Source organism: Photobacterium frigidiphilum (assembly GCF_003025615.1).
Taxonomy (GTDB): Bacteria; Pseudomonadota; Gammaproteobacteria; order Enterobacterales; family Vibrionaceae; genus Photobacterium; species Photobacterium frigidiphilum.
On the sequence record NZ_PYMJ01000002.1, the window covers coordinates 142,007 to 161,981 of the forward strand.

18 protein-coding genes are annotated in these 19,975 nt (G+C 38.4%); 14 read left to right on the forward strand and 4 right to left on the reverse strand.

The annotated features are described in order from the left end of the window. The first annotated feature begins 46 nt into the window (after positions 1-46). The 6 genes from C9J12_RS02805 to C9J12_RS02830 all read left to right on the forward strand — a co-directional run bounded on the left by C9J12_RS02805 (position 47) and on the right by C9J12_RS02830 (position 5,804). Complete coding sequence (locus tag C9J12_RS02805; protein ID WP_107241315.1) at positions 47-1,180, forward strand: glycosyltransferase family 4 protein; 1,134 nt, start codon at positions 47-49, stop codon at positions 1,178-1,180. Continuing rightward, positions 1,173-2,156 carry a UDP-glucose 4-epimerase family protein gene (locus C9J12_RS02810; protein ID WP_107241469.1) on the forward strand — a complete coding sequence of 328 codons (984 nt, stop codon included), beginning with the start codon at positions 1,173-1,175 and terminating at the stop codon, positions 2,154-2,156. The genes C9J12_RS02805 and C9J12_RS02810 overlap by 8 nt, the downstream gene beginning before the upstream one ends. Beyond that, positions 2,153-2,710, forward strand: coding sequence for a sugar transferase (locus C9J12_RS02815; protein ID WP_107241316.1), 558 nt, complete (start codon positions 2,153-2,155; stop codon positions 2,708-2,710). The genes C9J12_RS02810 and C9J12_RS02815 overlap by 4 nt, the downstream gene beginning before the upstream one ends. 277 nt (positions 2,711-2,987) lie before the next feature. Next, positions 2,988-4,928 (forward strand): polysaccharide biosynthesis protein, encoded by a 1,941-nt coding sequence (locus tag C9J12_RS02820; RefSeq protein ID WP_107241317.1) that lies wholly within the window; start codon positions 2,988-2,990, stop codon positions 4,926-4,928. Beyond that, a complete protein-coding gene (locus tag C9J12_RS02825; RefSeq protein WP_107241318.1) occupies positions 4,928-5,461 on the forward strand; it encodes an elongation factor P hydroxylase in 534 nt (177 codons plus the stop codon). Before C9J12_RS02820 ends, C9J12_RS02825 begins: the two co-directional genes overlap by 1 nt. Before the next feature lie 73 nt (positions 5,462-5,534). After that, positions 5,535-5,804 carry a YfcL family protein gene (locus tag C9J12_RS02830; RefSeq protein ID WP_107241470.1) on the forward strand — a complete coding sequence of 90 codons (270 nt, stop codon included), beginning with the start codon at positions 5,535-5,537 and terminating at the stop codon, positions 5,802-5,804. Positions 5,805-6,675: 871 nt separating this feature from the next. Here the strand turns inward: C9J12_RS02830 and C9J12_RS02845 are convergent. From C9J12_RS02845 to C9J12_RS02860, 4 genes are all read right to left on the reverse strand, one after another. Then, a complete protein-coding gene (locus C9J12_RS02845) occupies positions 6,676-8,856 on the reverse strand; it encodes a YjbH domain-containing protein (RefSeq protein ID WP_107241321.1) in 2,181 nt (726 codons plus the stop codon). Then, entirely contained in the window at positions 8,856-9,719 is an 864-nt protein-coding gene (locus C9J12_RS02850; RefSeq protein ID WP_107241322.1) for a capsule biosynthesis GfcC family protein, read from the reverse strand. Before C9J12_RS02850 ends, C9J12_RS02845 begins: the two co-directional genes overlap by 1 nt. Before the next feature lie 12 nt (positions 9,720-9,731). Beyond that, a complete protein-coding gene (locus tag C9J12_RS02855) occupies positions 9,732-10,427 on the reverse strand; it encodes a YjbF family lipoprotein (RefSeq protein ID WP_107241323.1) in 696 nt (231 codons plus the stop codon). Positions 10,428-10,589: 162 nt separating this feature from the next. Further along, complete coding sequence (locus C9J12_RS02860; protein WP_107241324.1) at positions 10,590-10,865, reverse strand: hypothetical protein; 276 nt, start codon at positions 10,863-10,865, stop codon at positions 10,590-10,592. Positions 10,866-11,552: 687 nt separating this feature from the next. On the opposite strand from C9J12_RS02860, the gene C9J12_RS02865 reads away from it, so the two are divergent. From C9J12_RS02865 to C9J12_RS02900, 8 genes are all read left to right on the forward strand, one after another. Next, on the forward strand, positions 11,553-12,689 hold the full coding sequence (locus tag C9J12_RS02865) for a polysaccharide export protein (protein WP_107241325.1): 1,137 nt from the start codon (positions 11,553-11,555) through the stop codon (positions 12,687-12,689). Between the two features lie 84 nt (positions 12,690-12,773). Beyond that, positions 12,774-13,217 (forward strand): arsenate reductase/protein-tyrosine-phosphatase family protein, encoded by a 444-nt coding sequence (locus tag C9J12_RS02870; RefSeq protein WP_107241326.1) that lies wholly within the window; start codon positions 12,774-12,776, stop codon positions 13,215-13,217. A gap of 88 nt (positions 13,218-13,305) precedes the next feature. Beyond that, on the forward strand, positions 13,306-15,471 hold the full coding sequence (locus C9J12_RS02875; protein ID WP_107241327.1) for a polysaccharide biosynthesis tyrosine autokinase: 2,166 nt from the start codon (positions 13,306-13,308) through the stop codon (positions 15,469-15,471). A 125-nt stretch (positions 15,472-15,596) separates the two neighbouring features. Next, positions 15,597-16,610, forward strand: coding sequence for a UDP-N-acetylglucosamine 4,6-dehydratase (inverting) (gene pseB, locus C9J12_RS02880; RefSeq protein WP_107241328.1), 1,014 nt, complete (start codon positions 15,597-15,599; stop codon positions 16,608-16,610). Positions 16,611-16,637: 27 nt separating this feature from the next. Beyond that, positions 16,638-17,327, forward strand: coding sequence for a pseudaminic acid cytidylyltransferase (pseF, locus tag C9J12_RS02885; RefSeq protein ID WP_107241329.1), 690 nt, complete (start codon positions 16,638-16,640; stop codon positions 17,325-17,327). Between the two features lie 2 nt (positions 17,328-17,329). Beyond that, entirely contained in the window at positions 17,330-18,184 is an 855-nt protein-coding gene (locus C9J12_RS02890; RefSeq protein ID WP_107241330.1) for a dTDP-4-dehydrorhamnose reductase family protein, read from the forward strand. Beyond that, a complete protein-coding gene (locus tag C9J12_RS02895) occupies positions 18,171-19,259 on the forward strand; it encodes an N-acetylneuraminate synthase family protein (RefSeq protein ID WP_107241331.1) in 1,089 nt (362 codons plus the stop codon). Before C9J12_RS02890 ends, C9J12_RS02895 begins: the two co-directional genes overlap by 14 nt. Then, complete coding sequence (locus C9J12_RS02900; RefSeq protein WP_107241332.1) at positions 19,241-19,906, forward strand: glycosyltransferase family 2 protein; 666 nt, start codon at positions 19,241-19,243, stop codon at positions 19,904-19,906. Before C9J12_RS02895 ends, C9J12_RS02900 begins: the two co-directional genes overlap by 19 nt. Positions 19,907-19,975 lie beyond the last annotated feature (69 nt).

Here is a 19,975-nt window from a genome sequence, read left to right on the forward strand (position 1 = left end):
CGGTTATTGCATATTTTCAATTCGTGTAAAGGAATAAATTTGAGTTATGAAAGTAATGTATTTAGTGAATTGTTCTTATTTTTTTAATTCTCATTTTTTAAAGTTAGCTGAAGCAAGTCTTGCGAAAGGTCACTCTGTATATATTGTTTCTGGAAATGATGTAAAGAAAGATGAATTTGAAAAGAAAGGATTTACATATATAAGCATACCTCTTTCGCGAGGTGGTACTAATATAATCAATGAATTCAAAACAATATTTGAAATATACAAAGCGATTAAATTAATTAAACCCAATCTTTTACATATGTTAACGGTAAAGCCAATTATTTATGGCGGGCTTGTTAATAAATTATTTAAATCCATCCGAACCGAAAAGACAGTAGCTTCAATTACTGGGTTAGGCTCTGCATCCCTTTCTGATTCTATTAAAGGAAAACTATTGTGGAAATGTATAGTTTCAGTATATAAGTTTGTTTTATCTTTATATTCAACAAGTGTAATCTTTGAGAATGAAGATGATAGGAATTTATTTTTGAATAATGATATTATCCCTTCAAATCGTTCTTTTTTAGTTAATGGCGCAGGCGTTGATGTTCTTGAGTTTTCGCCTAAAAATACGAATAATAAACCATTGATTGTTGTTCTTGTAGCTCGTTTGTTGAAAGATAAAGGTGTACAGGAATATATAGAAGCCGGAAAGAAATTAAAAGAAAGCAAATGTAATGTTAAATTGCAATTGGTTGGTTCTATAGATGAGTTTAATATATCATCTATGAAACAAGGTGATATAGAGCATGCAAATAATTGTGGTTATATAGAATATCTTGGTCAACGTTCTGATGTCGCTGAAATATATAAGAACTCTGACGTTGCTTGTTTGCCTTCTTATAGAGAGGGCCTATCTAAGTCATTAATAGAAGCATCTTCTTGTGGCTTGGCTATTATTACTACTGATGTTCCTGGATGTCGGCAAATAGTATCGAATAATAATGGTATTTTAGTGCCAGCAAGAAACGTAAAATCTTTAGTTAGTGCAATTCAATATATGGTAGATAACCCAGAAGAGATGTCAGTAATGGGAAAAAGAAGTCGAGAGATGGCAGTTAATAAATTTGGCTATGAAGTGATCATTAATTCTTTTTTTGATATTTATAATCTACCGAGATGTTATGATGAATAAGCGTATTCTTGTTACTGGAGTTAACGGCTTTGTTGGGTCTTTTTTAAAACAACGATTGGGATATAAAGCAATCGATACGACATATCTCACCAGAAATAAGGAAATTTCAGAAAATGTTTTTCAAGGTGAAGACTATATCGTTAAGAGTATAGACTCTCAAACTAAATGGATGGATAGTTTAGAACCATTTTCTTGTATTATTCATTGTGCAGCCCGAGTTCATTTAATGAATGATGTTTCTCTCAACCCAATTGATGAGTATCGTGAAATTAACACTGCGGGTACATTAAATTTAGCTCGACAAGCGGCTAAATCTGGTGTGAAACGGTTTATTTTTATTAGTAGCATTAAAGTAAATGGCGAAGCAACTGAGCTAGGTCATCCATTTAAAGCTATAGATAGAAGAGCTCCAGAGGACTTTTATGGTCAATCTAAATCAGAAGCTGAGGAGCAACTGTTAGAGCTTGCTGAGGAAACTGGTTTAGAAGTTGTTATTATTCGTCCAACATTAGTTTATGGACCTGGTGTTAAAGCAAATTTTGCGTCTTTATTAAACTTAGTATCTAAAGGTTTACCATTACCCTTTGGCTGTATTACGAATAATAAACGTAGTTTAGTTTCGGTTAACAATTTAGTTGATTTGATCATGACTTGCATTGATCACCCTAAAGCAGTGAATCAAGTTTTTTTAGTCTCTGATGACAATGATTTATCGACAGCGTCAATGGTTGAACAAATGTCTAAGGCATTGGGGAAACCTAATCGACTAATACCAATCCCTTTGTGGTGTTATTATTTAGCGGGTAAACTATTTGGTAAACAAGATGTAGTGAATCGCCTGCTTGGTTCGTTGCAAGTTGATATTTCCCATACGAAAGAGGTTCTTGGATGGACTCCGCCTCAATCGGTTGAAGATGGATTCCAAGAAACAGTAGATGCTTTGTTGGTATCGAAAAAAGAGAGTAATTATAAATGATCCGAATTATCGATTTTCTTGCTGCATTTTTAGGTTTGCTATTCTTATGGCCTATATTATTAATTGTTGTTGTTATTGGATTTTTTGATACTGGTTCTCCTGTTTTCATCCAAACGCGTGTGGGTAAGAATAAAAAGCCATTTAATCTGATCAAGTTTAGAACAATGAGTGTTGATACCAAATCAGTCGCTAGTCATTTAGCAAATGAAGCATCAATTACTAAATTAGGAGTATTTCTAAGAAAAACAAAAATTGATGAACTGCCTCAGCTAATAAATGTTCTTAAAGGTGAAATGAGTCTTGTTGGTCCAAGACCTAACTTATTTAACCAAGAAGAATTAATCCGAGAAAGAGATAAACTGGGTGTATATGATGTGTTACCGGGTGTAACAGGATTAGCCCAAGTGCAAAATATTGATATGTCGACCCCTGAGCTATTGGCAAATACAGATAAGAAAATGATAGATACACTGACAGTTCAGGATTATTTCAAATATATTATTATGACAGTAACGGGTAGCGGTACTGGCGATGCTGTTAAACCAAGAAAGTAAAACGATTACTTTTTGATATAATCGTATGTGAAAGCGACTGTTGGTCGCTTTTTCGTTTGTAATGAAGGTTTCTTGAAGAATGAGCCTTACTTATTTGTTCCGTTAGAGTGTACGATAGAGCTGATAGCGATTAAAAATAAAAATGTTTATTGGTCATAATGCAATAATGTACAAGTAGCTCACTCCTAATAAGGCTCATAACGTTTTTGTGATTGAGTTGTTGTATAATCTGTCTCTCATGCTTGCAGTCGTGAAAATGTTAATTTTTTGAGGTGGTATGTCAATTTTAGATACATTCTTTTCAATACCACGTGCTTATAAGAGAATTATAAGTGTTTGTATTGACTTGATATTCATTCAAGTTGCGTTCTGGGGGGCTTTTTGGACTCGTTTAGGTGAATTTGATGAGTTCTTTAAGTCTGAGTATTGGCTTTTTGTTGCATTTCTTTCGGTTATTACGATTGTTTTTTTTGTTAGAATTGGTTTCTATCGAGCAATTCTAAGATATTTAAGTGTTCATGCGATTTTTACGCTTGGATTGGGCGCTATTTTTTCCACTGTCGCATTCATAATAACGACCTATTTTTATAATATCTGGGTGCCTAGAAGTGTTTCTGTTATCTATTTGTGTTACTTATTTATCCTGACAGGTGGTGCTAGGCTATCTATCCGGTTATTGTTTTCGCAACGTTCAATTAGACGTAAACCGAATGTCATCATTTACGGTTCAGGCGTTGCGGGTCGACAATTGGTAAATTTACTGCGTCAAGGTGATGAATTAAATCCGGTAGCTTATGTAGATGATAATCGTAAGCTTCATAAACATGTACTCCAAGGGTTGACGGTTTATAATCCGAATAAATTACCAAAGCTTGTCAAAAAATGTGAAATAAAGAAAGTATTATTGGCTATCCCTAGTGCGAGCCGTTCTCAGCGTCGTTCGATTGTTGAATCCTTGGTGGATTTGCCTGTTGAAGTACTTTCAATTCCTAATCTCGATGACATTGTGAATGATAATGTCTCAGTTGCTCAACTTCGTGATGTGCCTATTGAAGATTTATTAGGACGAGAGCCTGTTAAGCCGGACAATAATTTGATGGCATCGAATATTACAGATAAAGTTGTGATGGTTACAGGTGCTGGCGGATCAATTGGTTCAGAACTTTGTCGCCAAATTATTAAGCTGCAACCTAAAACATTGTTACTTTTTGAGCTTTCAGAGTTTGGTCTGTACAGTATAGATAAAGAGCTAACAGAGTATGCTGCACACAGAGACTTAGATATTAAAATAATACCTCTGCTTGGCTCTGTCCAACGTATTAACCGTTTATCGATTATCATGAAGACATTCAGCGTCGATACTGTTTACCATGCAGCAGCGTACAAACATGTTCCAATGGTTGAATACAATGTTGTTGAGGGAGTCCGTAATAACGTTTTCGGTACTTATTATACAGCTTGTGCAGCTATTGAAGCTAATGTTTCATCATTCGTATTGATTTCAACAGATAAAGCCGTGCGTCCAACAAACGTAATGGGTACGACGAAACGAATGGCGGAGTTAGGATTACAGGCATTAGCGGAAAGTGAAGCAAAGAAAGAATCTGGCACTCGGTTCTGCATGGTCCGATTTGGTAATGTTTTAGGATCTTCTGGTTCTGTTATTCCATTATTTAAACGCCAAATTAAAGAAGGTGGTCCAATAACGATCACCCATCCAGAAATTATTCGTTATTTCATGACTATACCAGAAGCAGCGCAACTTGTGATTCAGGCTGGTGCTATGGGGAAGGGGGGGGATGTTTTCGTTTTGGATATGGGGCAACCTGTTAAAATTGTCGATCTCGCTCGAAACCTAGTTAAACTTTCAGGATTAGACATAAAGTCTGAGGCTAATCAGTATGGTGATATTGAATTTAAGTTTACGGGGTTAAGACCTGGCGAAAAATTGTTTGAAGAATTATTGATTGGCGACAGTGTTGGAAAAACAACTCATCCACGTATCATGACAGCGAATGAACAATTTCTTTCTCTCGAAGATTACGAACAATTAATTCAATCTCTAGATAGTGCTTGTCATGACTTCAATCATGAAGATATTCGTCAAATTTTACTCGATGCACCTACAGGGTTTAACCCGACAGATGGTATTGGGGATGTTGTTTGGCTAAAAAAGCATAATTTAGAATGTAGTGTAGTAGAAAATAGAGTTGTTTGATGCCTCATAACTACAATGATCTTATAAACATTTTTAACGATATCTTTTTAGAAAGCTTTAACACTGAGCTAGTATTAGGCGGTGATGAACCTCTCTATTTACCTGCAGATGTTGATAACGCTCATCACCGTATAATTTTTGCTCGCGGCTTTTTTGCCTCTGCCATGCATGAAGTTGCGCATTGGTGTATTGCGGGTCTGCAACGTCGCTTGTTAGAAGATTACGGCTACTGGTATGAACCCGATGGTCGAACCGATGCGGTGCAAGCGGAGTTTGAGAAAGTAGAAATTAAACCACAAGCTGTTGAGTGGATCTTGTCTGCAAGTTGTGGTTTTCGATTCCACGTAAGCTGTGATAACTTGAATGGAGACAGAGAGCCAGATAGGGTAGGCTTCACATTGAAAGTGAGAGAGCAGGTATTACGCTATTTAGTGCAGGGTATACCAGAGCGAACTCAGATTTTATCTGATCGTTTGCGTGCGTATTATCAAATAGACCCTCTAGCGGCAGTGCATTTTCCGGTGCCAGCTTAGCGGCCAAACCCTACTTAGATCCTAAAGTCCGAGAGCATTCACGCTTACTAATAATTGATTGAGAGTAATGAACATGATCCAGCAATATGAAGAAAAGTTATCCTGCTTGATAGACCAAATGGTAGAAACAGCTTCTGATGATGAGCTCTTTGCTGGCGGTTACTTACGGGGTCATATTTCATTATCGGCAGCAGAGTGTGAGCTTAACGGTATAGCATCGATTGATGTAATGAAAGAAGCGGTTGATACCAGCATAGCGCAAGCACAATCTGAACTAACGCCAGCCGATCAACTTATTGTCAAAGAGATGTGGCAGCAGCTTCAGGCACGTACTTCTGTGTAAATGGCAACTAACTAATTGATACAAAAACGCTGTAATGACCCTCATCATTACAGCGTTTCTTTTTATTTGCAGGCAAAACTTATTTCAGAGCTTAACCTAATTTTGCGCACTCAAATATTTCTGTTTGTAATCCGATGCTTTTGCAAAAACAAGCATGGGAAATGCAACTAATACAAAACCGAGAGAGAAAATAATCGACTCATTTGCTAATAATTCATAGCTGCTCACCACAAAAATGCTGAGTACTGCGAGTAAATTGAATTTATGAACAAATGGGTGATTTACGGAAAAGTGAGCATAAGCCCTAAACATACAACAACCTCTTCTATGTTGAATTGTTATCAACTTAATTATGTCATCAGTCAATAGTATCTCAATTTAGACGTTAACAGGCTTATTTTCTCTAGATTTGTGACTAATCTCTGTTGCTCCTTCATTTTTTATTGTTGATATGATAGGTGATATGTGATTGTCATTATATTGACTTCAACGGGAGGCGTGAGAGATAAGCCTGCCAGGTTTTTGACATATTAACGCTGTTTATTGCTGGTACTTATGGTACGGCTACGTATACGCATTAGTGGGCACAGCGCTAATGTCACTGTCATCAATGTCTCAATTTTTGGGTGTGCCTGTCATTATTGTCCACGAAAATAGAGTCCTCTTTAACTCTTTTATTTTCATCGTGTTTTTGCTCTGTTGTTGAGGCCATTAATAGCATCAGCTATTTGCACCACTTTATTTAATGTGTCATTAATAAGCGTGTTTTTATCCTGCGTGACTGATTCTGCAATTGCATAAAAAACGGCTCGACGATTATATTCATCGTCGAGCCGTTTTGCGTTTAAGCGCTCAGGCACAGCGAATACACTTAGTTCATCGCCTTACGTTCATACCAAGGACTGCGGGCATCCGTCACACCATAAAGGCTGTACTTACGGTTCAGCATCTGACCTCCATCACGGCTCAACGGTAGCCACGAAATCGTTGCACGGTTGGTGCTCGGTTTCACGGTCATCACATCAAACGGGATCGAGATGTAGAAGCCTTTGTTGTAGCTGCCTTCGCCGTATTCTTCTGCGGTTAAATCGGTCAGTGCGACAAACGCACCGGCAATCACGCCACTGTCAAACTGCTTCGAGAAATCAATGGTAACCCCTCTATCTTCCGTCAGGTACTGACCCGCACTGACTTTGAATAAAGTATTTGGCAACCATTCCCACTGCGGCTGGTAGTATGCAGTTAAATGACCTGTCATCGCACCAGTCTGCACGCGGTAGTCTCGACCTGTCAGCGGATCAAATTGCACTTCTTCGGTGAAGAAACCAAATTGTGAATCAGGGTCGCGTTGAATCACGTAGTTCGCATCTAAGCCGATGGCCCAGTTGCTGCCTTGCGGACGGTACAGTACTTCACTACCCACACCACCAAACATCATTTCTAGGTAGCCACCGTAGGCTTGACCGTACCAGTTGTCACCCATGCGATCCATCCACGTCAGTTGGAGGTTATCCATTCGCACTGGGTTATCGTTGATGTACTGGCGGACCAAGGTACGAACACGTTTCAGGTCAGTACCATCGGGCGGCACTTCGTACAAGAACTTGTCATAGTTATCATACAGGTTAAAGTACAGCGACCCTCCCACTTCAACATGATCGCCGAACCAATAATTGGCGCCCGCATTGATACCAATGTTGAACATGTAGAAGTTCTCAGAGCCACCAATCGATTGTTGCAAGGTCGGTGAAAGACTGAAATCCCAGTTTTTATCTGATTTAGCAACCAACGTGCCCTGTGGCGGTTCAGGAATATCAACGGTAGCGCTGTCTTCCACCTTGGCACCAAAGTACTCGTATTGCGCCACTTTGGCGTATTGCTCGCTATCGATACGGGTTTCAGTGATCGCCTGATGGTTGGACGTTTCAATCAAGCGGTATTCTTTGGCCTCGGGTGCTTGGTTGGCAATCACTGTAGCGGCACGCTCATGCGCTTCATTACGGTCGCGGTACTTAGTCTGCGGTGCAACGACAGTCACCGTATCGTCCGTGGTGTAAATTGTTGGATCTTCATAGCCGGCAATTTGGTGTAAATCTTGGGCAAGCTGCTGCCAATCGGCGTTACTAAGATTCTCATCGCTCATGTCACGATGTAAATAAGCCGGTAACGGTTCATCCTGCCAGATCGCTTTCAGATCGTTGAAGTTGGTGTTGAGTGTAAAGCCCAAGGTCCAAGTATTGCCCCGCTCATAACTTAAACGTGCATCACCCCAGTTACCGAAACGGTACAGCACACCATAGTTGAATTTGCTGTCTTGGGTCATATCAACCCCACCGCGAGTCACCGGGAAGTCGCTGACATAATCATTGCCGTCATACTCCGCTTTTAAGCGAAGGGGCGCCCAAGGGCTTTGGTATTCCACTCCACCGAATACGGCGCTACAGCCTGTGAACCAGCGTTCAAATTCAACACTACCGCCTTTGCCTTTAAAACTGGTATCCCTTCCACAGTCAATGCTATTGGCTTTATCACCAGACAGATTACCGCTATTACCTATATAGCCCCAGCCCACACCGACGGTGAAATCAAATGGACCGGCATGTTTACTGGCAGCAATAAACTCGCCATCAAACAACCCAGTACCGCCAAAATCACGCACGCCAATAGCGGTCTCGGGTAGCCAGTAACTTTCTTCTAACAGGCGAACTTTAAAGTCGATGCCTTTGTCGGTGTATTTGGTATCGCCACTGAAACTGGGATCATCACTGTAAAAAAGATCTTGTACCAAGGTGTAGCGAATGGTGGATTCAAGCCACGGCAATAATTGGAGTGAAACATTATAATGAAGGTATTCATCATTGTACGTGGCGCCAAAACTGAATTCGCCTTCTGGTGCTGAACGCCCTGTAGGCATTTGGATCAAGCCCACGCCGCCAAAATCTGACTGTGAAGGGGTTAATACGGGGTAACTGTAGTCGTCGGCTTGCACATGCAGTACCGGCAGCATGGCCAATGTAATGGCAGAGAGAGAGGTTTTTAAGACAGTATGCATTACAGTGCCCGATTCCTTAGCAGATTAATAATATCCTCGTTCAGCGTTTCAAAGCCCTTGGGCAGTGAAGAGAAGCTTAAATACACAATGGCACCGGGGGCAATATCATGATGATCGCGATTCCAATACGCAATCGGGTGTTGTTCTACAGTGCCATCCGGCTGGATCACCCACGCATCACTGTTATTGGCATTGCTGAGCGGTTTGCCTTGCTTAAGATAATCCTCGGCGTCAAATCGAGTTTGCCATTTTGCCCATACAGATTTTTCAAGGGCACCCAGTACTAAAATACGCTCTGGGCGTGGTGGCAGAATGAGCGTGAGATCATGAGTAATTAAGGTATTAGCCTGTTTATTCAATCGAACATTGTCATAATCCAATGACGTAAAAATACGCTCACCCGTTGTGAGTTGTTCGATTTGCTGGCTTAGCTTAAGTACCGCTTGTTGTCGTTCATCGTGCCAATATGTTGCTAATTGGTTGATTTGGTCGACAACAGTTTGTTGTTGTGGATGAGGAAAGGCTTGAAAGAGTGCTGCCCCCGTCCAATAAATACGTGGGTCTTGCTTGACATCATTGCCTAAGAACGTCGGTAAATGGGTCAAACTGTCTGATAAGACTTGTTTTATGCGCACTGGCGCTGAATAACTCAGCTGTAGCTGACGCTCATGTTCTGACGATGTGGTGACATTGATGGCGAAGGGCTTAGCGTCTGTCGATGTAAGCGTCGCTGTACCCGAAATAATCGACGTATCAGCTGCCAGCGCATAGGTCACAGAGCAAAAAGTAATAAGCGCGAGTGGCAGTAGACGCCGTAATTGGGATCGCAATGAACAGCGAGATAATGATAAAAGCAAGGTCATGATCGTCCGTGTTTATGAATAAGGCTTTAATAAAGTCATGTCAATGACAGGTAAGCCGGGTGCCAATGTTTGCTGGCTTTTAAGGACTTTTCCTGTTTTCCCATCGATCCAAAATTGATTTTGGTAACGGGTATCGAGTGCATCAATGGTGACGGATTCAATAAAATGCCACGTTGTAATAGGGTGCTCATTGATCATAATGACGGCATTATCTTGACGTGAAAACCTCGAGGTTAATTGATAACTGAAATGGTAGCCGGGTTGCCAATCAATGGTACGCTGCCAATGCATAGGCGTGCTTGCACGCTGCAAGCCCAAAATCAGCGGATCAGGTTGATTACTGTATGTCTCAATCAAATTACCTTGAGGTAAATTCAGACTTTTAACTAATCGACCGCCTTCAGTGACCAGCATCCCTTTATCGGATGACACCCATTTGAGTTGTGTGCGGGTGTTTGGCGTTAATGACAGCGCAGGTTCGGCTAAGGCCAATACCATAAAAGCTTGTGGACCGTCATCAACTTGCGCATAGAGGCTAGCGTAGGGCAAGCGTTGTACGTCATCGCTGGCGAGTTCGGTATCGTTATCACCAAAAAGTGCGAGTGATAAGGTATCGTTAACATCATTGAACTTTTGGCTGCAGCCGGTTATACCAGCAGACAGTAGAATTGTCAGTGTTAAAAGGGTAAAGCATTGAAATATCCGCATCCGAGCTGCTTATGTCCACATTGGGAAAGTAAAAGGTACTGAAAGGGTGGTTGAACATGCTGTGAGCTAATCATTAGAGTAAAATAACAACCGCACTTAAAAGTGCGATCATTAAATAACACAGCTGTTTTTATTATTTTGTATTACATCGCAGACGATGTATTAGCCTTGAGCGGCTGAAACAGAGGTTGTTGTGTTGTTGCTGTCACCTGAATCAGCTACAGCTACGGCAGCTACTGCTACTGCAACACCAGCTGCTACTGCTGTTGCCGTAATACCGCCAGCTGCAGCTGCTGTTGCGCCAGCTGTGCCAGCTGCAGCACCAGTAGATGCAGTTGTTGTACCTGCTGTTGCTGCAGTGCTGCCTGTTTCAACAGCAGCAAATGCAGAGCTAGCCATTGACATTGCTGCCAGTAAAGCAATCGTTGTCTTCTTCATCCTATTCCCTTATTTGTATAAAAAGTTATAAAAAGATCAAAGGTAATCTTCCTATTAATGATATGGGGATATTCAGGCAATGGCAATGGATCCTTAAAGTTGTCATAAAATTATTTTAAAGTAAATGGGAACAGCGTCTCATTGTTTATGTTGGAATTGTGTTGATACTACTGTTAGTTAGAAGGTTTTATATTTATTTAAGGTTTGGAACGATAGTAAAAGAGGTATGAAGTAGATGTATATTAATGACGGTACGAAATATCAATGGTTTGTTGTTTATGATAAGAGAGTTTGATCGCAACGCGTACTTGAAAGGCATAAATTGATTTCTATTTCCCTATGTTGAGTGTAAAATGCAGCTCGATTTCATATAAAAGTCGATTTTATTTATCCATTTTTATATAGCGCTGACTGTACTATACGGTCAATAAGTAACGTTTAATCACGTTATCTTCGCTATCAACGCCAGTACCAAAGACAGACGCGAACAGCTTTGTCTCTGCATCATATCAGCATGTTGGGAGCTGCAACCTAAGGGCGGTAGCATGGAAAAACACCTTAATTATGCGCTTTATACATTCTAATATTACCAAGAATAGACTAATTTTCAGAAACGGGATCTTTGTGTCGTTTCATCTTTTGCTGCATCTGCAGTCCATCCATTTTTTAAGATTGAATTTATAGCATATGGATTTCACTAAGAAGCTGCTCATTACCGTTATGGCCTCGACCATGCTGGTTGGTTGTACCGTGCCGGGTTCTCACTTAACAGTTGATGATAAAAATATTGTTACCTCTGGTCAGTCACAAGATAGCGATGTTAGCGATCAGGTTAATGTTTACCCTTTAACTGCAAATACCGTTAATCAATTTAAAGCGCCAGCGATTTTTTCGAAAACCAACCCAAGTTTAGAAGCCGAAATAGTACGTTATCAATACCGTATTGGACCGGGTGATATTTTGAATATTACCATTTGGGACCATCCAGAATTGACTATTCCGGCAGGCTCGTACCGAAGCTCTGAAGAGTCTGGTAATTGGGTACACGCCGACGGCACCATTTTTTATCCGTATATCGGTTTGGTAAAAGTGGAAGGTAAAACAGTCACTGAAATTCGCATCGAAATGGCCAAGCGTTTAGCAGAATTCATTGAAAGCCCACAAGTCGATGTCAATGTAGCTTCTTTCCGCTCACAAAAATCGTATGTGACAGGTGAAGTAAATACCCCAGGTCAACAACCTATTACCAATGTGCCGTTAACACTGCTTGATGCAATTAATCGCGCAGGCGGCTTAGCCGAAGATGCCGATTGGCGCAACATTACCTTGACGCGCAATGGTGCAGAAGAAAATTTGTCACTTTATGCGTTAATGCAACGTGGCGATCTAACCCAAAATAGATTGTTGCGAGCTGGCGATATTGTGCATGTGCCACGTAATGATGCGCAGAAAGTGTTTGTAATGGGTGAAGTGAACGATCCCAAATTGCTTAAAATTGATCGTGCTGGTATGAGCTTAACTGAAGCATTAAGTAATGTCGGCGGTATTAATCAACTATCAGCTGATGCGACAGGTGTTTTTGTAATTCGGAGTAATAAGCAAACGACAGAGAACGATCCTGTTATTGCTGATATTTACCAGTTGAATATTCAAGAAGCGTCTGCTTTGATTATCGGTACTGAGTTTGCGTTAGAACCGTATGACATTGTATATGTAACAGCTGCGCCATTAACCCGTTGGAATCGTGTGATTACACAGCTTATCCCAACCATCAGTGGATTTAATGAGTTGACAGAAGGCGCACTACGAGTAAGAAATTGGTAATGCGGCTGATGTTGTAATTTAATAACGATGATAAAAGTGTTTGTGATAAGCACTTTTATTTCATCCATTTCAAGTGGCATTATTATGTTCAATAAAATTCTTGTCGTCTGTGTTGGTAATATTTGCCGCTCGCCTTCAGGCGAATATTTATTAAAACAACAGCTACCAGATAGAATAATTAACTCGGCAGGCATTGCGACAGCCAAAAGTGGTCTTAGTGGTAAACCTGCCGACAAGATGGCAAATACTGTCGCGCAAGAGCACGGCTACTCGCTTGATGCCCATCAAGCACAACAATTAACCCCCGAGTTGTGTCGTGAGCATGATTTAATTTTAGTCATGGAGAAAGGGCATATTGACGCAGTAACGCATATTGCACCAGAAGCTCGTGGTAAAATAATGCTCTTTGGGCAATGGATTGGGCTGCAAGACATTCCCGATCCGTACCGCCAAAGCAGAGAAGCCTTTGATCATGCTTATATGTTAATTGAACAAGCCGCTAATGCATGGGTGGCAAAACTGAAATAAGTGTAGGAATAAGTCATTGCTTTTGCAATAACTCACCCCTAGCAAAACTTTGGCCTTTGGCCCCCATACGACTGAGCAATATATAATCATGAGTGTTACGCAAGATTTACCCCAAAAAAAAATATCTTCATCTGATGAAATCGATTTAGGCAAATTGTTTGGCATTTTGATCGATAATCGTTGGTACATCATCCTTATAGTTTTTATGTTTACTGTCGTTGGTGTGGCATATGCGTTATTAGCAACACCTATATATAAAGCTGATGCATTGATTCAGGTAGAACAAAAAAGCAGCGGTATGCCAGCCATAGGTGATATGGGCGAGTTATTCAGCAGTGAATCTTCTGCCTCCACTGAAATTGAGATCATCAAATCACGAATGATCATTGGTAAAACTGTAGATAAATTAAATCTTACCACGGTAACTATACCGCAATATTTACCAGTTATCGGTAAAGGTTTAGCACGGCTACAAGGTACTTCTATTGAACTTGACGTCAGTCGTTTTGAAATTCCTGAGCATGTGCAAGTACCGATTTACACCATAACAGTATCTGATATAGAAAGTGGTCAATATGTATTAACCGATTCAAATGAACGTCAAGTATTAACTGGTACTGTGGGTCAGTTGGTAAGTAAAGGTGATTACCGTTTATTTGTTACTTCAATCAATGCAGATACAGGTTCGACCTTTACACTATTTAAACGTTCGCGCTTAGATGTTATACAGAATTTACAGCATAACCTTACTGTCAACGAGCGAGGCAAACAAACGGGTATTTTACAGCTGTCCCTGATGGGTGAAGATCGCACTGATATTGAACAAATTTTAAATGATATTAGTCAAAACTATTTTTTGCAAAATGTTGCTCGTAACTCTGCGGAAGCTGAAAATAGTTTGGAGTTCTTACGCTCGCACCTACCGGATATAAAAGCTGAACTGACAATCGCTGAAGATAAGCTTAATCGTTATCGTCAAGATAACGATTCGATTGATTTAGGTCTTGAAGCGCAATCAACGTTAAATGTCATGGTGACGTTAGAGGCTCAGCTAAATGAATTAACATTTAAAGAAAGCGATGTTTCACAACGCTTCACTAAAGAACACCCTGCCTACCTCTCGTTGTTGGATAAACGGAAAACTTTATTAGGTGAGCGTGAACGGTTAAACCGCCAAATTCAAAAGCTGCCAAAAACTCAACGTGAAGTATTACGTATGACACGTGATGTGGAAGTGAATCAGCAGATTTACATACAACTACTTAATAAAGTACAAGAGCTGAATATTGTAAAAGCCAGTACTGTGGGTAATGTGCGAATTCTTGATGCCGCTCTGTCGTATACGAATGCTGTTAAGCCGAAGAAGTCGTTGATTGTGGTATTAGCTACCTTACTAGGTGGAGTGCTGGCAATTGCAATTGCATTAATACGTGCCGCGTTCCATCGTGGCGTTGAAAACCCAGATGATATTGAAGCGATTGGCTTACCTGTTTATGCTTGTATTCCAATGTCTGATTGGCAGGTTGAGTTAGATAAAAAGATAAAAACCAAGAAAGTCAAAATAATTCAAGAAACTTTGTTGACGGTTTCAAATCCTGCAGATTTGTCTGTTGAGGCACTGCGTAGTTTAAGAACCAGTTTGCATTTCGCGATGATGGAAGCGAAAAATAATATATTGATGATCTCGGGCCCTAGTCCGAGCATTGGTAAATCGTTTGTATCTGCCAATATGGCGGCGGTTGTTGCTAAAGCAGGACAACGTGTGTTAGTGATTGATGCCGATATGCGTAAAGGACGTATGGAGCGTCAAATGGCAACATCGCATAAATTAGGATTGTCTGATTACCTTTCAGGGCAAACGAGTATTGAAAAGATCATCAAAGAGCCGGGTGTGGAAAATTTCCATTACATCAGCCGTGGTGACGTGCCACCGAACCCGTCTGAATTGCTGTTACATCCTCGTTTTCAAGGTTTAATGGAATGGGCATCTTCTAATTACGACATGGTAATTATCGATACTCCACCTATTTTAGCTGTGACAGATGCTGCGATTGTTGGTACACATGCTGGTACAACATTCATGGTTGGGCGCTTTGGTCAGAATGCAGTTAAAGAGATAGAAGTAGCAAAGCAACGTTTTGAGAAAAATGGCATTGAAGTGAAAGGCTTTATATTAAATGCAGTCGTTCGCAAAGCAAGCAGTTACTACGGTGGTAATTACGGTTACTATAACTATAGTTATGAATCAAAATAATTATAATTAATTTATTCTTTTTTGACGCAATATAAGGCGCATGACATATGTGCTTTTATTATTTTTATAAGTATAGAAAGTAATAAAAACTTTTTATTACAAACTACAATATATTGGAATGAAAAATGTTAAATAATAAGACAGTCTTAATTACAGGTGGTACGGGATCTTTTGGTAAGAAATTTATTGAAACTATCCTTGACAGGTACCCAGAAGTTAAAAAAATCATCATTTACTCTCGTGATGAATTGAAGCAGTCTGTTATTAAGCAAAAGTATCCACCGTATGATTTTCCACAACTCCGATTTTTTATAGGAGATGTACGTGACCGCGAGCGTATGGTTCAGGCTTGTGAAGGGGTTGATGTTATAATTCATGCTGCTGCGATAAAGCAAGTTGATACTGCTGAGTATAATCCAACAGAGTGTATTCGAACAAATATTGATGGAGCTGAAAATGTTATTCATGCAGCTTTAACTTGTGGTATAAAAAATGTTGTTGCTCTTTCAACGGATAAAGCTTGTGCTCCAATCAATCTTTACGGAGCAACAAAATTAGCATCTGATAAATTATTTGCTGCAGCAAATAATATCAGGGGTTCTAAAGATATACGATTTAGTGTTGTGCGTTATGGTAATGTTATGGGATCTCGAGGTTCTGTTATTCCTTTCTTTTTAAATAAAAGTAAGGAAGGTGTGTTACCGATTACTCATAAAGATATGACTCGTTTTAATATTTCACTACAAGATGGTGTGAATCTTGTAATGTTTGCTTTAGGACATCATTTAGGAGGTGAAATTTTCATTCCGAAAATACCATCATACAAAATTACAGATGTTGCAGAAGCTGTAGCTCCTGAGTGCCAAATTCGTATTGTTGGCATTCGTCCAGGTGAAAAGCTTCATGAGGAAATGATTACTGATACTGACTCACTTAATACAATTGATCTTGGACCTTATTACGCTATTCTTCCTTCAGTATCTTTCACTTGTACAGAAGAAGATTATATTAAGCACCATAGTGCTAAAAAAGTTCCATTTGGCTTTAAGTATAATTCAGGTACAAATACTGAATGGGAATCTGTTGAAAATTTACGTGATTTAATACGAACTCATGTTGATCCAAATTTTAATGTATAATTAGTTTTAAACCGTTAGGAAGTTGATATGACCAAAATTTTGGCGATTATTCCAGCTCGAGGTGGTAGTAAAAGAATACCACAAAAGAATATAAAATATTTTTTAGGTCAGCCAATAATATCTTATCCAATTAATGCATTATTAAGCTCAACTCGAATAGATACTCTCTTCGTATCAACTGATTGTAAAAATATAAGATCTGTCGCTGAAAAATTTGGGGCTACAGTTCCATTTATGCGGAGTGATAAAAACTCTGATGATTTTGCGACTACATATGAAGTTATAGAAGAGGTACTTACTCGGTGTGATGAGGAGTATGATTTTGTATGTTGCGTCTATCCAACCTCAGCTTTTGTTACCACAGAAATGATAGATTGTGCAGTAGATATATTGAAGTCTGATGATACCGCTACCAGTATTGCAGGGGTACTTGAATATTCTCATCCAATCCAACGAGCGTTGCGTGTAGAAGGTAAATACGTAGTATCAACACAACCTGATTGTTATAACATGAGAAGTCAGGATTTGGAGAAGATATATCATGATGCTGGACAGTTTTATATTTTTTCTCCCAAAGCGGTTAGGCAGGAAAAAAAGCTAATAACAAAAGATTGCATTCCTTTTATTATTAACCCTAATTTAGCTCATGATATTGACACTCAAGAGGATTGGGATTTAGCAGAGTTAAAGTATCAATTCATGTCATTAAAGGTTTAAATATGAAAAAAGTAGTGATTGTTGGTTCAAATGGATTACTTGGAAGTTCTTTATTAAAAGTGTTAGCTGATAAATATGAAGTGACCACTATTACAAGAAAATCAGAACATAGTGACTACCAAGTTGATATGACATCACTTAATTTAAGTCAATCAGTACTAAGTGATATAAGTCCTGATTTTATCATCAACCTTGCAGCGTTAACAAATGTTGATACCTGTGAATGTGATATTAATCTTGCTTATTTAGTGAATACCAAAATTGCAGAAAATATTGCATGTTTTTCAAAAAAACATAATACATTTATTATTCATATTTCAACAGATCACCTTTATAATCAAAATAATGCGACTGAGCAAGATGTTGAAATATGCAATAGTTATGCAATGACAAAGTACTGTGCCGAAAGAAGTTATAATCCTAATAATAGTATTGTTCTCAGAACAAATTTTTTTGGAAAAAGTCACAGTGAAAGTTCACTAGGGTTATGTAATACAATATACAAGCAAGCTCAAGAAGGCATTGAATTGAAATTATTCAATGATGTTTATTTTTCTCCATTATCTATAATTACACTTTGTGATGTTATTAATGTTTGTTTGAGAGAAAGAATCCCCGGAGTTTTTAATGTTGGCTCAAAAAATGGGATGAGTAAAGAACAATTCCTACGTTATTTTTTGATAAAAGCTGGTGTTGAAAACTTAAAATATAAGTCGATTTCTGTTGATGATGTTTGTTTAAAAACACCTAGACCAAAAGATATGAGAATGAATGTAAGTTTATTTGAGCGCACTTATAAATATAATCTTCCAAAATTAATGATTGAAATTGAGAATGTAGCAAATGAATTTAAGTGAGAAGTTTTCTAGCAAATTTAAAATTGGTAACACTCAAATAGAAGCTAATGGCAAACCATATTTTATAGCTGATATTGGTGCTAATCATAATGGTGACTTAGAAAAAGCAAAAGATTTGATTTACTTAGCTGCGGAGTCAGGTGCTCATGCTGCAAAATTTCAACATTTTAAGGCAGAAACTATTGTAAGTAAAGATGGTTTCAAGCAATTAGGTAATAAACAGTCACATCAATCGAAATGGAAAAAATCAGTATTCGAAGTATATCAAGGGGCATCAATATCTCTTGATTGGACACAAACATTAGTTGATACATGTAAGGACGCTGGTGTTGAGTTTTTTACAAGTCCATATTCTTTAGACTTAGTTGATTATGTAGATCCATATGTACCAGCCTATAAAATAGGTTCTGGTGACATAACATGGCCTGAAATTATTGGTAAGATGAGTTCTAAAGGTAAACCAATGCTTTTAGCTTGTGGTGCGTCAACTTTAGATGAAATAGAAAAAGCTATTGAGACAGTAACATCTTATACAAATGAAATTGTGATTATGCAATGTAATACTAATTACACAGCATCCTTGGAAAATTTTAAATATATTAATTTGAATGTAATCAAGACATTAAGATCTATGTATCCAAATGCAATATTAGGTTTAAGTGATCATACACCTGGTCATTCGACAACTCTTGGTGCTATTGCATTAGGAGCTAATATTATTGAAAAACATTTCACAGATAATAATAAAAATGAAGGTCCGGATCACAAATTTGCAATGAATCCGGAATCATGGAAAGAAATGGTAGAGCGTTCTAATGAATTATCTCTAGCGTTGGGTGGTGGTGTGAAAAAAGTTGAGGATAATGAAAAAGAAACTGTTGTTGTTCAACGACGTTCAATTCGAGTTAAAAATAATCTAAACATTGGTGATCTTATTGTAAAAGATGATCTAGAATGTTTACGTCCATGCCCAGTCGATGCTATTGAACCATATAATATTGAAAAGGTAATTGGAAAAACCGTTTGTGAATCCATTCCATCTGGTGAGTATATTAAATGGCATCAACTAAAATAGTTATCATTATACCAGCATATAACGAAGAAAATACTATTGGTAATGTCATTAATGAATTACATAATATAGTTGGAAGTTCAATTGATATAGTTATTGTGAATGACTGTTCAAAAGATAATACATCTATAATTGCTAAAGAATCTGGTGTTCATGTGATTGATTTAAATGTTAATCATGGGTATTCTAAGGCAATTAATAAAGGATTCGAATATGCTACATTTGAATTAGATGCTGATTATCTATTAACTATGGACGCTGACGGTCAACACGATCCACATTCAGTCAATAAACTTTTATCTCAGCTTTCTGATAATGATGTTGTTGTTGGGCGACGTCCAGAGTTTGCTCGTTTATCCGAGTGGATTTTTGGACGTTTTTTCTTATACAGATTCGGTATTTCTGATCCACTTTGTGGATTGAAAATATATAAATCTTCAATATTTAAAGATTATGGAAAATTTGAAACCTTTGAATCTATTGGTACTGAATTATTAACATGGGCATTATTAAATAGATTAAAAGTCAATGAAGTAGAAATTGAAATAAGAGATAGAGAAGATGAACCAAGATTTGGCTCTCTTATAAAAGCAAATTTAAAGATTTTAACTGGGCTTTTAAATACAATTAGGTTTATTAATAAAACTTGATATTTTCTGTTGATTTTAATCTTGATGAGATCAAACTTTATGGTTTCATCAAGAATTTACTAATAACGG